Genomic DNA, 14,118 nt, shown 5'->3' with positions numbered 1-14,118 from the left:
CAATTACTATTAATATAGGACCTGCAATTTTTTTAAACCAGGGAAAATAGACTGTCAGAGTGGATTTGACTTCACTTCCTAATATCCAAACAATCATACCTAATAAAGAAAAAATAAGTACCTTTCCTAGTATAAAAAACATTATTTCACTCCAGGCTATCCTCTTTTGTATCGACTGATTTCCATAAACAGTAATGGCACCTAAATTCCCTGTGAATTGGCATGGCGCTAATGCACCAATAATTCCAAGCAGGAAAGCAAATAAAATAGGAATCCCTTCCGTACTATTTATCATATTTAAGAAGGGCTGGCTAAGTATATTGCTGATTTGGCTAAAAATTTCATACATATATTTCATCCCCTATTTGTTTCAATTTTTACTCCATCCCAATTTTTAAACTAGCACTTATTATCCAATTCGGAATTGCCCAAAGCAACAAATCACAAAAGTTTTATTCTTTCACATCCTTTAGCGAGATGGTAAATGTAGTACCTTCTCCCAAACGGCTACTTACTGTAATTGCCCCTCCCTGCGCCTCAATTAGTTCTTTAACTATCGCAAGCCCTAAACCTGTCCCACCCAAATCTCTGGACCTAGACTTATCTACCCGATAAAAACGTTCAAAAATATACGGAAGGTCTTCCTCTGGAATGCCTAGTCCTCTATCAATAATCTCAACAAGAACATGCTTGTTTTTTCGATACATTGCGATGTTAGTTTCAGTCATAGGTTTTGAGTACTTACATGCGTTATCTAATAAATTATACATAACTTGCTCAAAACGCCTTGGATCAATAGAAACAAACACTTTATCTGTACAATCCATTCGTAATTCTATTCCTCTTTCCATAAAGGCCGGAAGCATTTTGTTGTAAACATTGTGCAAAAAAGAACAAAAATCTACATTGTTCTTCTTTATTTGAAATGCATTTGTATCAATCTTAGCTAATTCAAACAAATCTTTAATCATATTCGATAACTTTTCAGATTCTTCATAAATAATGCTTAAGTATTGATTTCGATTGTTTTGATTTATATTTTTACGTTTAGCAATGTCTGCATACCCTTTTATATACGTCAATGGTGTACGGAGCTCATGTGAGATGCTAGCAAGAAATTCTTTACGATCTTCTTTTAAATGCTGTAAATCTTTTGCAAGGATTGAAATTGAACGTGATAAATCACCTAATTCATCATTCCCCATTTCCGGAAGATGAACAGAAAAATCTCCTTTACTTAATTTCTCTGTCGCTCTTTTCATTCGAATTAAAGGTCTCGTTAATACTTGTGATAAAAGTAAAATCGTTAAAACCAGTAATATAATTGTAATTATAGCTGCAACTATAAAATGATGATTTAACTCTTTAATTAATGATTGTACTTGCTCAGTATTACGGAACATATAGACATAACCTTGTTGATTTTTATTTACATAAAAAGGTGAAACAGTAGATATAAGTTTTTCAGTTTCCCACCTTTCCTCCAAAATCATTCCATTACGAGGTACATTGTTTATCTTCATATTAACTATCTTTTGTTCTTCTTCATTAAAACCTGTTGAAGCAATAATTATTTGCCGATTTTGATCAGTTATAATAACTTCAGTCTCTACTTCAGATTCCATAAAGGCAATATGATTTAATGTATCTTCATTAAAATACTTTTCGAGGACATCACGATGACTATTACCCCTTGATTGTAATTCTTTCATTTCTTCATCAACTCGAGAATTTACTATACTTGTATGTAAGAAAAAGAACAGAAATATTTCTACAAAAAGCATGACGATCAAAAACCAAACTCCAAACTTAAACGCAATCCTATTCATTCAAATCACCACTTTTCTTAGCACTTTATACATCATAACTATAAACTATCGATATTTCTTGCAGATAATGAAAATATTTTTTCTTTCTTAAATGATGGTAGCTATTCGTATTTTTATGAATAAGATAAGATTTTTTTGTGGTTAGTTTTAAAAGAGAGTCTATTGAGAGTAAATTTACATAATAGCAATAAGGCTCTTATTCCATAAAAAAACACCTCACATTGATTAGATATTTATTCAATACCCGTTTTTCAACGAAAGGTGTTTTTATTAATCTGAGTTTTTTAGATCAGTGTAATCTAAACACGGTAGTAATCAACTTTTACAATTAATAAAATTCTTAAGATGTAAATTCACGTTTTATTGGTGGCATTTCATATAAAGGCAAAGTAAACCAAAAAGTATGGTGGTTATCTTTTGAGCTAATGCCAATTTTCCCATTATGAGACTTTACGATTTCTTTTGTTATGGCAAGTCCAAGTCCTGTCCCTCCTGTATCACGGCTTCGAGAAGGATCAGTTCGATAAAAACGTTCAAAGATTTTTTCTTGTTCTACTTCAGGAATTGCATGACCTGGCCCGATGACAGAAACCCTGTATTCCGAATCTAGACATTCACCTTTTATCATGATCGGGCCGTCACCGTGATAGTAGCGAATCGCATTGTCTATTAAATTACTGAGAACCTGTGTAATTCCTCCATTGTAAGTATTCACAACCCCATGTTCTGTTTGAACTTCCGCTAAAATATTCGCTTTCTTCAAAGACCAACGAAACATCTCAACGGACTGCTCAATTAATGAAGCTATATCAACGGTTTCTTTTTCAGAAAATAATTGTTGTGATACTGAGTCCCATTCTTTTAATTTCTCAAGCTGTTCTACCATGTTAATAAGCCGTTTGGACTCTTCATGAAGTGACTGATACAATTTTTGATTCCCTTCAATCACCCCATTCTTCATTGCATTTAAATAACCATTTAAATTAGATAATGGAGTACGAAATTCATGTGACAAGTCTGATACAAGCTTTTGTCGATGTTGTTCATTATTTTTCAATTGCTGAACCAAATCATTGAATTGTCCCATCAATTGACCCATCTCATCCTCAGATTTAATCTCTATAGGGGTAGGGTATTGACCTTTCTTCATCCTTTTAGTAGACTCTATCAACCTTCTTAATGGTCTTATCAATGTTCTCGTTAAATAAAAATGAATTAGACTACCAGTAACAATTGCAGTAATACTAAAAATCCATAAATATTGAAAAAGGGTCGAATCGAACTGGTTTAGTTTCTGATTATCCATCGTACCCATCCCGTCAACGAGTAAACAAGCTGTATTATAAATTGCCCAGCTACTTAATACGATAAAGGATGCAACAACAATTATATTTATAAAGGTTAAACGCCATAAAAACCGCTTAGGTAACCATAACTTCTTTTTAAATTTATTCATCAACAAATTTATACCCCATTCCTCGAACGGTACAAATACGTCTTGGAGATGATGGATTATCTTCAATTTTTTCTCGTAGTTTTTTTATATGTGCATCAATGGTACGGTCCAATACAGTCTTTTCATCGTAAGGATATAGTTTATGTATGAGATCTTCTCTTGATAAAACTACATTTGGATTCTCCATAAAATAATAAAGAAGATTAAATTCATGTTTCGTCAAATGCAATTGTTTATCGAACAGTAAAACTTCACCTTTTCTTGGTTTAATGCATAATCCATCATAAGTAATCTTTTGACAAAACTGCCCCATTCTTCGTAATACTGCTTCAACATGCGCCACTAGTTCATCTGGATCAAACGGCTTTGTCAGGTAACCATCAGCACCAATGTTTAATCCTTTAATTTTGTCATCAGTACGGGTTTTAGCGGATAGTATAATAATTGCTACTTCATTACGTTCTTGTTCTCTAACCCACTTACAAAACTCTTCTCCACTTAATTTAGGTAGCATTAAATCAAGGATAATTAAACATGGATGGTAAGTTAATAATGCTTCTTTTGCCGACTCCCCATCAGCAGCCTCGATCACATCGTACCCAGCTTTCTTCAAATAGATACTGATAAGCTCACGGATCATTTTATCGTCTTCCACCACCAATATAGTACGCTTCATCAGAATCACCTCTTACTATAATTGTACTCAAAAAATGTAGCTATTTCATCTTATTAAATGCCTGAACCATCATTTCATAATTCAGCGCACCTAAGGCTTTATATTGTATAATTCCTTTCGAATCAATCATATAAGAAGTCGGAATAGGACGTATTTGATATTGAGTAGCAACTTTAATTTCTTCATCTAATAAGACTGGAAACGTCACATTAAACTCTTCCACAAAATCTTTTACCTCTTGTATCCTTGACTCTGTTTGCGTTAAATTAACCGCCAATATCACTATATCCTTTTCTTTATGGAATTTTACCATATCAGGCATTTCAGCACGACAAGGAGGACACCATGTAGCCCAAAAGTTTACCATCACGCGTTGACCTCTGTAATCCGATAACTTAACATCCTTGCCTTCTAACGTCTTAAGTTGGAAGTCTGGTGCTATAATTCCTACGTTGAGGCCAACATTTGCAAGATTTTGTGTCTCACCTTTTTCATCTTCAAAGCTATTGTTCTCCTTATCGCTACCTGATACAGATTCTTCTTGCTCAACCTTCTCTTTTGCATTGGGACTTAATGGATCATTCTTTTGAAAAACCAGGTCATAGACTGCCCAGCCAAACATTCCAAAAAGACCAGCGATAATAATCATTTTTTTCATAATTTAAACCTCCTAATTATCCTAAATTAGATAGCCAACTATCTTGTACCATTTGTAGTAAGAAGATTGATATTCGAGTCATTTGTCCGGTAAACAGCAGCACACCCATGATAATCATAACGACCCCACCTACCTTCATAATCTTCTGACTATGTTTTACGATCCATTTTGTGGAACCTAGGAAAAAAGTCAGCACAAGAAATGGAATAGCAAAGCCGATTACATACATAATCGTGTATAAAGCACCTTGAGTAGGATTACTTCCTGCTATAACTAAGATAGAAGCAAATATTGGTCCTATACATGGCGTCCAACCTGCTGCAAAACCCATTCCGACAAAAATAGTACCTAAATAACCAACCGGTTTTTTCGTAAAGTGAAAACGTTTTTCTTTCATAAACGGCTTCACTTTAAGCCATCCTGCAACAAACAACCCCATAACAATAATGAAAATACCAGCGATCCGTTGTAGGAAAATCCCTGTCTCACCTGATAGTAGACTCTGAATCCATTGACCTAAAAAGGAAACACCAATACCTAAGCTGATAAAAATCATGGAAACACCAATTAAAAAGAAAATTGCGTGCAGTAATAATTTGCTACGAATCTTTATTTCATTTTGACTTTGAATTTCCTTTACACTCATCCCAGTAATGTAAGATAAATACGCTGGAAATATAGGTAAAGTACATGGAGAAAGGAATGACAGAATCCCCGCACCCAACGCAAGCCAAATTGTAATGTCTGCTGTCATATTTTCAACCTCTTTCTGTAAATAATTAGCAATATGCTACAAATAAAAATAATGATATAGAAGCTACTGTTTAAATTGAACTGAAATACAGCTGTACTAGAAAATATCGATAATATCAATTGTCCTAAGCTCCATCCAAATAGAGTAATAGAGGCAAGTTTGTAAGCTGGTATACTTCCCTGTAGTACGGTAACTAAGGTCAGAAGAATAACAAGTAATCCTAGGTAGCCCCATGTATGTACGCTCCCTCCCCAAATAATGTAGATAAATTCATAAACTAAAGATGAACTTAAAAAAACAATCATAAAGGAAAGTAGGTTGTCCAGAAAATGATGAAAATTACGAATCAGTCTGTATTTGGCATAAATAATAGTGAAAAACACTGCAATATAAAATGCTTTTGAGTCACTTGGATATGCAAGGATGGCTCGTGGGTCACTTAAAAACGTTGAAAAATTGATTAGTATTTTTCCTATCCATAATGAAGCCACAAACGCAATTAGCAAAGATACAACTTCATCTATACGCTGCTTTGTTTCTAATTTTGTATACAAACTTGTGAATCTAAAAAAGATAAGTCCCACTATAAAGCTCGCTATAAGTACGACGATAGAACTTTTGATGACAAATGAACCGATTAGCCAAGCTGAAGGCATAACAACATTCCCTCCTGTTTTAATATAAAATGATAGTTAGATTATAAAAATGGAATATGAAAATTTGATGAAAGTGGCTAAAAAAGTTTAGATTGTTGAATTTTAAAAGCTATATCTCTAAACATTCTCCCTTGTTTATTAACAAATAGTTTTTAAAAATAGAAAACGGATGACTTTACAATTAATTCTGTAAAGCCATCCGTAACTATAGAGTTAAACAGATTTATTTTCCTCTTTCTTCATATCAATACCAAATTGATCCTGCAATGCTCTAGTACCCTTTTCAGTAAGATGAACTGCTCGATTCTTTTCTACTTTTGTAATCCACCCCTGTTCAAAAAAACGATTAGTTAACGCAGATCCTAACCATCCGGAAATATGATAGCGTCGTTCACTCCAATCAAGACAAGGTTTTGCAAATATCCTCCTTTTTGTTTTCGCTTCTTCAATATTGATTCCGAAATTTAAAAACCACTTTCTCCCTTGTTCAGTCACAACGTATTCCCCATCTACTAGGGTTAGATAATCCTTATCAACAAGTGCCTCAGCTAACTTTACACCAAGCTCTCCCGCAAGATGATCATAACAAGTTCGAGCATAGCGAACTTGTTTTAATTGAGCGGACTGTCTTAAAGAGCGAACTTGAACAGTTGGTGCGATTGTCCCTAATTTTTCAAGAACTTCTGCTACATCTTCATTAGCTAGTCGATAATAGCGATGTCTACCATGTTGTTCCGCAATAAGTAGATTTCCTTCAAGCAATTTAGAAAGATGGGAACTAATTGTAGGATTTGACACTTTTGCCATATAAGCTAATTCACTAGCCGGTAAAGCCTGCCCACCCATTAGACAATCTAAGATTATTGCTCTTGTAGGTTCAGCAATTAGTTTTGCAATAAATGAAATATTCGGATATACATTCATATTTCGATGATACCCTAATTGTCTATTTGATACAATTACCTTAAATTTAAGAGCAAGGAGGAACTTATAATGAACGCAATTGAACTTAGTATATTGAATTTAAAAGAAACACGACGTCGCTCTATTAAACTATGGAAATCCCTTCCAGATACTATGATAACTTGGAAACCCGATAAAGACGCTTTGTCATTTGGTGAGATGATTCGTCATGTATGGAGTGCAAGTTTCCATTATCATATGGTCTTAAGAAACAATGGATCTATCAAAACAGAAATACATACCCCATACGATGAAGAACCTATCATTTCTATTGAAAAAGAAATAGAGTTATCCCAACCGTACTTTGATGATTTTATCGAATATGTACAATCCATCTCTACCGAGGAATTGGATTCAAGACTTATTGATCGAAGTGACGTTGGTTACCAACGATATTTAGGTGACATGCTTTTACGGATTGCCTATCACGATGCGGTGCATGCAGGCCAATTTTTACAATACTTGCGAATGGTAAATTTGGAAAGACCTCTAATATGGGATTAGAAGTTTTAGCTAAAAATCTATAAGGTAAGACCTTAAAGCTAAAAAAGTTTGATTTTTCTAAAAAATCATTTGAAATTAACGGACTTAATTTTAGCGCTGCATAGGCTATACAATCTATGTTTTGATAAAAGTTTGTATTCTAGAATAAATTATGGAATAACATATAAATTGGGAGAAAAATAAAAATGAAAAATAAACTTTCAAATTCAGAAATTATTAAACCTAAAATTCTCTATTACGGAACTCCTGTGATTTTACTTAATTCGCTTAATGAAGATGGAACAGTTAATATTAGCCCTATCTCATCATCATGGGGTTTAGGGGATTGTATTGTATTAGGAATTGGGCTTGGCGGGAAGGCAATTGAAAATCTTGAACGTCATCCAGAATGTGTAATAAATGTTCCGAATCCTTCATTATGGGAGAATGTTGAACAATTAGCTCCTTATACAGGAAAAAATCCCGTTCCAGATTACAAGAAAAAGAATGGTTTTACTTATGGAAAAGAAAAATATGCAATTAGTAGATTAACACCTACTGAGTCTAAATCAGTAATACCCACTAGGATTATGGAGTGTCCAATACAAATTGAGGCTAGAGTGAAGCACATTCGAATTCCTGAGCACTCTCCTAATTTTGCAATTGTTGAGACACAAGCAATACATATCCATGCTCATAAAGAGATTATTATAGAAGGAAATCATATTGACCCAAATAAATGGAGTCCACTTATATATAATTTTCGTCATTATTTCGGTCTTGGTAACCAGTTAGGTAAAACCTTTCGATCCGAAATATAAATAAGATGTTATCCTTTCGATTAGTTGTGATAATGTACAACATCATTCTTATTGTAAAAAAAAACCGAATTCCACCTTATAAGGATTTGGAACTCTCTACAATTATAAAACGTTTTATTTGTAAAATAAATAATGGCGCATTTGAATCCTAAAGGATTTAATGCGCCTTTCCTTTTGAGTGAAAATCGAGCTACTTGTATATCTTTACTGCCTTCACTCTTTTTGTATTACCATCAACAAGTAATACTACCTTAGTAGCTAAACTAATTAAGCACTAAGTGTTTCAGAGTAGCAACGTTCATCATCAAATTCCCATCCAATATGAGTTAAATTTACTAAAAAATATTTTACATTTAGTGGAAAAAATCACAATAAATACTTTATAAATTTCAACTTACTTTATAACTCCTTATCTCATTGACTATTATGGAGCTCTTGTTACAAACTTCTTTAAGCTGAGCGACAATCATTATGCTGATCACAACAAACAAGAACCAAGAACTAATTTTACCAATATGTACAAGATTCCAAGACTCTTGTTGATTCGGATATTGCCACGCTCCAAAAAAAGTGGCAATGTTTTCTGCAAACCATATAAAGAAGCCAATTAGGAAAAATGAAAATGGGTGGCATTTTATATGTGTTGTTCCGCACCGTGAATTGTATATAAGTTCGAACAAAGACAATAAATAAAAGAATAGTCAAAATCCAACGTTAATCTATCATAAAATGATGTGTGAAAAAGTTTAAATAGATCATTACTCCAAGTGGTATTGTCCATATATATTTTGGCCAGTTATTCATTCTTAAATGAAATCGACGCCATGCTTGACAAATGTAACTAGCAACAATTGCATACATAAAACCGCTATATAGTGGTACTCCAAAAACTTTCGTCCATGCTTCCTCTGGATATGACCATGAACCGACATGAACCTTATATACTTCTAATAGAAGTCCGATAACATGGAATACACAAATCACTTTTATTTCGTCTTTTGTCTCTAAATTATTCTTGTACATGAGATATTGCGTAATGAGACAAATAAGTAGAATAAAATCATAGCGATACAATCCGGGATTAGCTAAAGCAGAATACCTATTGAGACTTACAGATGTAAAAACAGGTCGATCAGGTACAGTTCATATCAACTTCATCCATACAATTTGGGCCCCTTATAGCTTCGGACGAATACTAATCAAAAATATACAGGTAATTATTAAAGGAAGAGATAGTTTCAGAGCAGAAATTTCTAGACAAGCAGATAAACTTCCTGACGAATATGTGTTTACTATTAAAGATATCTTAAAATAAAATATCCAAATAACTAATTAAAAAAGCACTAGTTTTANNTAAAACTAGTGCTTTTTTATTTAATCAATATATTGTGAGCTACCTTGATGACAATAATTATTACTCCTTACTTCTAGGTTCATTTGAAGAGTAGAATCTGGCACTTGTAGACTTTGAGTTAAGTCTGCTATATAGTTTGCACAAGTAGATGGGCTTGTGCTCCATGGCTGTAACTGTCGAGCCATAGTACGTATCGTTTCAATGTCCAAATCAGATGCAAATCCCTGTTTCTCCATCCATTCATCATTAAATAAAGTTTGGATATAACGATCTCCTCCATCAGAAATCATACACACTATACGATCTTCAGGTGTTAATTGCTGGGCAATTTTTAAAGCAACTAACGCGCAAGCACCACTCGATGGGCCCATCAATATGCCTTCATTCCGGACAAACGCTCTTGCTGTAAGAAATGCCTGCTCATCAGTAATTTTATAGGCACAATCTACATAATCCATATTTAAATTAACTGGTGTCCAACCAAGTCCTATACCAGGTATACGATAGGAATCTGGTTTACCTCCAAAAATGACTGAACCGACAGCGTCAACTCCAATAACTTGTACCTCTGGCGCAAAAGTTTTTAAATATTTCGAAATCCCTCCTAGTTGCCCACCCGTACTAACTGCTGTAATAAACGTCGTAATCTTGTTTGAGCAGCTATCCATGATTTCACGAGCTGTACTTTTGTAATGAGCTGTACTATTAACCTTTATGCCCTTATATGCGAAACAATTAACATATGGGAATGCTGGTATCTATTTAATGCTTCAAGCAGCCACAATTGTCATAGCACGATTTGTGTTGAGAAAGAAAGTCCCCTCTGACGGAAAATGGCATAATAAATTTATTGTAAGTATCATGTTGACCTTAGCAATCTCAGCTCAATTAGTCAGTTTTTCCGCAGAGATTGGTGTAGGCTTTTTATATTCAGGGGCTATTTTAATGGGCATCGCTCAAGCGTTTCTATATCCGACATTAACGGCCTATTTGACATTTGTTTTTACCACATACAAGTCGCAATGTATTAATTGGTTTATTCATTGCAATGGCTGATTTAGGAATCTCATTAGGTGGGGTAATCATGGGCCCGATAGCTGATTTAACCTCCTATTCATTTATGTATTCAGTCTGTGCAATTCTCGGTATTATAATGGCGATTTTCGCCTACGATAAACGAAAAATTTTCATTGGTTGAAATACCAAATACCAAATTTGAAAAGCCGTTTATACAGAGAGCGCATATTAAACAAAATACGCTCTCTGTACGTTAAAGAACTAACTTTTCCAATTCCGTTGATTTATGAGAATTTCCTTAATACCTTTTAAATCGCCTTGATAAGTCGATTTAAATAATATGAATGACCTTAAATTATTCTTTTTTGGTATTTCAGGTAAACTAATTTTCACCTTTTCTCTCTGAATCATTAGCTACCATAATTCCAGATGCTTCTTTAAGTATTTTTTTCACAACACTAAACTGATTAACAGACTATTACCGATACCCATCTTCACGAGCTGCTTGTTTAAACCCGTAATAAGCACAGGTACCATTTCTAGATAAGTCCTTTACTTCAAACTCACATTTTTCATAAAAGCCAAAACTATCAGCCGAAGTATGTGCGAACAAATCTCCATAAGGAAGTATCTATTGTGTCTAGAAATTTTTGAGCCTTCACTTTATATGATTTATACTTTCATCCCATCTTGAAGATGCAGAAAATAGAGTAAATCTACTTTTTCCATTAACTTGAACATTATTAAATAAAAGAAGTTATATTTCTCAATCACAAAGAACAAAACCTCTTTTATTAATAGGCAATTTTCATTTTTTGGTGGCTTTTTCTTTATATTTCTTTGTATTTTCCTCTATTCTAAATTTAACGATTTCTGTTATTAATTTTTCTGGCAGTGGTTTATTTAAATGAAATTGAATCGTCCCTTTTGAATGCTTGTATTCGCCAAGTTGACTTATAAAATTTTCAACTCCGCTTGCCCCCGGGTAAAATCCGATGTGAGCTTTATTCATAGCATAATGCACCAGATTTCCATGATGATAAAATGTCGGCATATTCCAGCTTATTTTTTCAGTCGCCATTGGTGCAGTTTTTCTAATCAAATGCCTTATTTCCTGTAACTTCGCCTGAAGTTCTTCTGGATACTGCGAAATGTATTGATCTACTTCATTCATTAAACACACTCCTCTTTTAATTAATCTAACTCAAAGTTAATACTATATGCATCCTATCCTTGTTTTTAAAACAACATGGTACTTTTAAATCTATTTTCTCAGATATAATTATTTTCAAGTTCAATAACTTAAGGATTTACTTATAACACTATGCTCTTCTTCACCAACATTCAGAAGACAAAAACCTACCTTTTCTTCATTATTTCCTACTAACTTATCCAGCTTTTTTCACTGTTTTTGATAAAGAAAGTCCACGTTTAGCTTTCCATATAAAGTAACATCCTGTCAAAGAAATTATCCCTATAATTATGAAGGTGTATGAATTATGCGAATTGGATAACAACGATAGCAAAAAGCCACCTATTGATGGTCCTATTACCTGTCCGATTGATGCAAAACTAAATGCACCGAAATATAGACCTTTCTTATCGACAGGAGCGATTTCATCCACGAAAAAGTCTGTCATGGTAAAAATCAAAATTTCTCCAGCGGTAAAAACAATCGTGCATAAAACTAGACTCCAAGTTTGTGATATGAAAGATAAACCGAACATGCTTATGCTTATCATTACTATTCCAACAAAAATAGAAGTTAAAGCAGAATGTTTTTTACCTACTTGTAACAATGGGTATTGTAAAACGACAACTGTCAGTGCATTTAAGCTAATCATATAGCCATATATTGTTACACCATTAACAAAGTGATCAGTGCTAGAAAGGTATTGTGGCAATGTTGATGAAAATTGAGAAAAACCAATCTCACCACAAATCAGCCCCACTAAAGTAAATAATAAGATTTTATCCATACTGATAAGACGCATCGATTGTAGAAACGATGATGGAGATGCAACTACTTCCTCCTGGCTAACAGTTTTTTTATTTTCGAATTTAGTAAACATAATGGTAAGAGCAATTCCATATAAAAGAAACATACCAGCGGTTACTAAGAATGGAATAGTCAATGAAGATTTTCCTAATTGCAGTCCGAGAATCGGACCAACTACTACACCTAAATTGACAGCTGTATAGCGCATATTAAACACTTTCAATTTATTTTCCATTGAAGTGTATTCAGACATTAAAGCTCTTGATGATGGTTCAAAGAAAGACTTACATGCTCCATTTAAAGCATTACAAATGAAAAATGCCATAATACTGTCTGCGAATGCAAAACCACAAAAAACGAGTATCCAAATTGATAAAGATGAAAGCATAACGACTTTTCGACCATAACGATCTGAGAGATGACCGCCGATAAAGCCAGTTAGAACACCAACTAATGCACTAACACCTATGATCATTCCCGTTATGGCTGGTTCAATTTGCTTTACAGTAGTTAAATATATTGCTAGAAATGGCATACTCATTGATGTTGACATTCTAGAAAAGAATGTACCAATTACGACGCTGTATACAAGCGGATGGATGGCTATTTTGTTCATATGTTCCCCCTTATTCATGATTTACTATTCTAAAGATGTCAAAGTATAGTTTAATTACTCATTATGAAGTTTATTACTTGTCAGGATGCGGTTTTATCCATTTATCCCCTGTTAATCTACTTACAATGTTTATTTTTTTCATGAGTCCTAAGTGTTTTTATTTCAAATATTTTTAAAGAAGGATAGTAAGTAGTTAATGTACATAGAGTAAAGTCCCTACTATTGATATTAAATCATATGATTTAATAACTTATGGTGTATTTTTCTGAAATTTAAGAATTCTAAATTAAAAAAAATAAAGTAGATATATTATTATTGAAAAATAAACCAAATACAATTAAAAGGAATGATTATGTGAAAACTTCTAGAAACCCGAAGGAAATTCACCCACCTGTTGCCCCATATGTACACCAAATTGAAGTAACCGAACCAAATAGATGGTTAACATTATCTGGACAATTAGGTATGCAAGTAGATGGAACTGTACCTGAAGATCCATTAGATCAATTAGAGTTAGCACTAGAAAATATTCTAAAAAATCTTCAAGCTGCTAACATGGTAGTTCAAGACCTGACAAAACTAGTTTTTTATTTGGTTGGAGAATTTGACAGTGACCAGAGAAGAAAAGTAATTTGTGACTTTCTTGGCGATCACCTTCCTTGTACGACAATGATTTATGTAGTTGCATTAGCTGCGCCAATCTTTAAGGTTGAGATAGACGCTTGGGCATGCAAAGAAATAAAATAACCAAAATATTAAAACATTTAAAAAAATGACCCTTTTCATGTTAATACTTAGTAACTATATGATATGGGAGTAAAAAAAGAGCCGACTAT

Annotated in this window: 15 protein-coding genes and 3 pseudogenes; 5 read left to right on the top strand and 13 right to left on the bottom strand. The window is 33.5% G+C overall.

The genetic code is table 11. From position 1 onward, the window contains the following. The 8 genes from V7014_RS22820 to V7014_RS22785 all read right to left on the bottom strand — a co-directional run. Window positions 1-349, bottom strand: a 349-nt coding sequence (locus tag V7014_RS22820) for an urease accessory protein UreH domain-containing protein (protein WP_335510653.1), incomplete at its 3' end; no start/stop codon positions are given. A gap of 103 nt (window positions 350-452) precedes the next feature. Further along, window positions 453-1,829 carry an ATP-binding protein gene (locus V7014_RS22815; protein WP_335510651.1) on the bottom strand — a complete coding sequence of 459 codons (1,377 nt, stop codon included), beginning with the start codon at window positions 1,827-1,829 and terminating at the stop codon, window positions 453-455. A gap of 340 nt (window positions 1,830-2,169) precedes the next feature. Beyond that, a complete protein-coding gene (locus V7014_RS22810) occupies window positions 2,170-3,285 on the bottom strand; it encodes a sensor histidine kinase (RefSeq protein WP_335510649.1) in 1,116 nt (371 codons plus the stop codon). Next, window positions 3,278-3,961, bottom strand: a complete 684-nt coding sequence (locus V7014_RS22805; protein WP_335510647.1) for a response regulator transcription factor — start codon at window positions 3,959-3,961, stop codon at window positions 3,278-3,280. Before V7014_RS22805 ends, V7014_RS22810 begins: the two co-directional genes overlap by 8 nt. A gap of 40 nt (window positions 3,962-4,001) precedes the next feature. Beyond that, complete coding sequence (locus V7014_RS22800; RefSeq protein WP_335510644.1) at window positions 4,002-4,619, bottom strand: TlpA disulfide reductase family protein; 618 nt, start codon at window positions 4,617-4,619, stop codon at window positions 4,002-4,004. A gap of 16 nt (window positions 4,620-4,635) precedes the next feature. Then, window positions 4,636-5,373 (bottom strand): cytochrome c biogenesis CcdA family protein, encoded by a 738-nt coding sequence (locus V7014_RS22795; protein ID WP_335510642.1) that lies wholly within the window; start codon window positions 5,371-5,373, stop codon window positions 4,636-4,638. Further along, entirely contained in the window at window positions 5,370-6,029 is a 660-nt protein-coding gene (locus V7014_RS22790) for a hypothetical protein (protein ID WP_335510639.1), read from the bottom strand. Before V7014_RS22790 ends, V7014_RS22795 begins: the two co-directional genes overlap by 4 nt. Before the next feature lie 213 nt (window positions 6,030-6,242). Then, the gene (locus V7014_RS22785) at window positions 6,243-6,953 is read right to left on the bottom strand and encodes an ArsR/SmtB family transcription factor (protein ID WP_335510637.1); all 711 of its coding nucleotides are present in this window, start codon (window positions 6,951-6,953) and stop codon (window positions 6,243-6,245) included. 69 nt (window positions 6,954-7,022) lie between these two features. On the opposite strand from V7014_RS22785, the gene V7014_RS22780 reads away from it, so the two are divergent. Together V7014_RS22780 and V7014_RS22775 are read left to right on the top strand one after the other, a co-directional pair. Continuing rightward, entirely contained in the window at window positions 7,023-7,496 is a 474-nt protein-coding gene (locus V7014_RS22780) for a DinB family protein (protein WP_335510635.1), read from the top strand. 185 nt (window positions 7,497-7,681) lie between these two features. Continuing rightward, window positions 7,682-8,296 carry a flavin reductase gene (locus V7014_RS22775; RefSeq protein WP_438824962.1) on the top strand — a complete coding sequence of 205 codons (615 nt, stop codon included), beginning with the start codon at window positions 7,682-7,684 and terminating at the stop codon, window positions 8,294-8,296. Window positions 8,297-8,685: 389 nt separating this feature from the next. On the opposite strand, the pseudogene V7014_RS22770 reads toward V7014_RS22775, so the two are convergent. Next, window positions 8,686-9,376: pseudogene (locus V7014_RS22770) on the bottom strand (DUF817 domain-containing protein); the annotation flags it as partial. 22 nt (window positions 9,377-9,398) lie between these two features. Between V7014_RS22770 and V7014_RS22765 the strand changes: the two are divergent. Continuing rightward, window positions 9,399-9,611, top strand: coding sequence for a hypothetical protein (locus tag V7014_RS22765; protein WP_335510634.1), 213 nt, complete (start codon window positions 9,399-9,401; stop codon window positions 9,609-9,611). 59 nt (window positions 9,612-9,670) lie between these two features. Here V7014_RS22765 and V7014_RS22760 read toward each other — a convergent pair whose 3' ends face one another. After that, window positions 9,671-10,318 carry a pyridoxal-phosphate dependent enzyme gene (locus tag V7014_RS22760; protein ID WP_335510632.1) on the bottom strand — a complete coding sequence of 216 codons (648 nt, stop codon included), beginning with the start codon at window positions 10,316-10,318 and terminating at the stop codon, window positions 9,671-9,673. Window positions 10,319-10,358: 40 nt separating this feature from the next. On the opposite strand from V7014_RS22760, the pseudogene cntE reads away from it, so the two are divergent. After that, a pseudogene (gene cntE, locus V7014_RS22755) lies at window positions 10,359-10,848 on the top strand (staphylopine family metallophore export MFS transporter CntE); the annotation flags it as partial. Window positions 10,849-11,145: 297 nt separating this feature from the next. On the opposite strand, the pseudogene V7014_RS22750 reads toward cntE, so the two are convergent. The 3 genes and pseudogenes from V7014_RS22750 to V7014_RS22740 form a co-directional block, all read right to left on the bottom strand. Next, a pseudogene (locus V7014_RS22750) lies at window positions 11,146-11,295 on the bottom strand (GNAT family N-acetyltransferase); the annotation flags it as partial. 180 nt (window positions 11,296-11,475) lie between these two features. Further along, entirely contained in the window at window positions 11,476-11,841 is a 366-nt protein-coding gene (locus V7014_RS22745; RefSeq protein ID WP_335510630.1) for an iron chaperone, read from the bottom strand. 214 nt (window positions 11,842-12,055) lie between these two features. Next, window positions 12,056-13,282, bottom strand: a complete 1,227-nt coding sequence (locus tag V7014_RS22740) for an MDR family MFS transporter (protein WP_335510628.1) — start codon at window positions 13,280-13,282, stop codon at window positions 12,056-12,058. Window positions 13,283-13,636: 354 nt separating this feature from the next. On the opposite strand from V7014_RS22740, the gene V7014_RS22735 reads away from it, so the two are divergent. Continuing rightward, window positions 13,637-14,029 carry a RidA family protein gene (locus V7014_RS22735; protein WP_335510626.1) on the top strand — a complete coding sequence of 131 codons (393 nt, stop codon included), beginning with the start codon at window positions 13,637-13,639 and terminating at the stop codon, window positions 14,027-14,029. Window positions 14,030-14,118 lie beyond the last annotated feature (89 nt).

It is taken from the genome of Bacillus sp. JJ722 (assembly GCF_036963345.1).
Lineage (GTDB): Bacteria > Bacillota > Bacilli > Bacillales > DSM-1321 > Bacillus_AD.
This window is presented reverse-complemented; position numbering and strand designations above follow the sequence as displayed.

Coding starts and splice junctions, on each gene's coding strand:
- V7014_RS22815 (WP_335510651.1), bottom strand. CDS start 1,829: ATGAATAGGATTGCGTTTAAGTTTGGAGTTTGGTTTTTGATCGTCATG.
- V7014_RS22800 (WP_335510644.1), bottom strand. CDS start 4,619: ATGAAAAAAATGATTATTATCGCTGGTCTTTTTGGAATGTTTGGCTGG.
- V7014_RS22745 (WP_335510630.1), bottom strand. CDS start 11,841: ATGAATGAAGTAGATCAATACATTTCGCAGTATCCAGAAGAACTTCAG.
- V7014_RS22760 (WP_335510632.1), bottom strand. CDS start 10,318: ATGGATAGCTGCTCAAACAAGATTACGACGTTTATTACAGCAGTTAGT.
- V7014_RS22780 (WP_335510635.1), top strand. CDS start 7,023: ATGAACGCAATTGAACTTAGTATATTGAATTTAAAAGAAACACGACGT.
- V7014_RS22785 (WP_335510637.1), bottom strand. CDS start 6,953: ATGAATGTATATCCGAATATTTCATTTATTGCAAAACTAATTGCTGAA.
- V7014_RS22740 (WP_335510628.1), bottom strand. CDS start 13,282: ATGAACAAAATAGCCATCCATCCGCTTGTATACAGCGTCGTAATTGGT.
- V7014_RS22795 (WP_335510642.1), bottom strand. CDS start 5,373: ATGACAGCAGACATTACAATTTGGCTTGCGTTGGGTGCGGGGATTCTG.
- V7014_RS22775 (WP_438824962.1), top strand. CDS start 7,682: ATGAAAAATAAACTTTCAAATTCAGAAATTATTAAACCTAAAATTCTC.
- V7014_RS22790 (WP_335510639.1), bottom strand. CDS start 6,029: ATGCCTTCAGCTTGGCTAATCGGTTCATTTGTCATCAAAAGTTCTATC.
- V7014_RS22810 (WP_335510649.1), bottom strand. CDS start 3,285: ATGAATAAATTTAAAAAGAAGTTATGGTTACCTAAGCGGTTTTTATGG.
- V7014_RS22805 (WP_335510647.1), bottom strand. CDS start 3,961: ATGAAGCGTACTATATTGGTGGTGGAAGACGATAAAATGATCCGTGAG.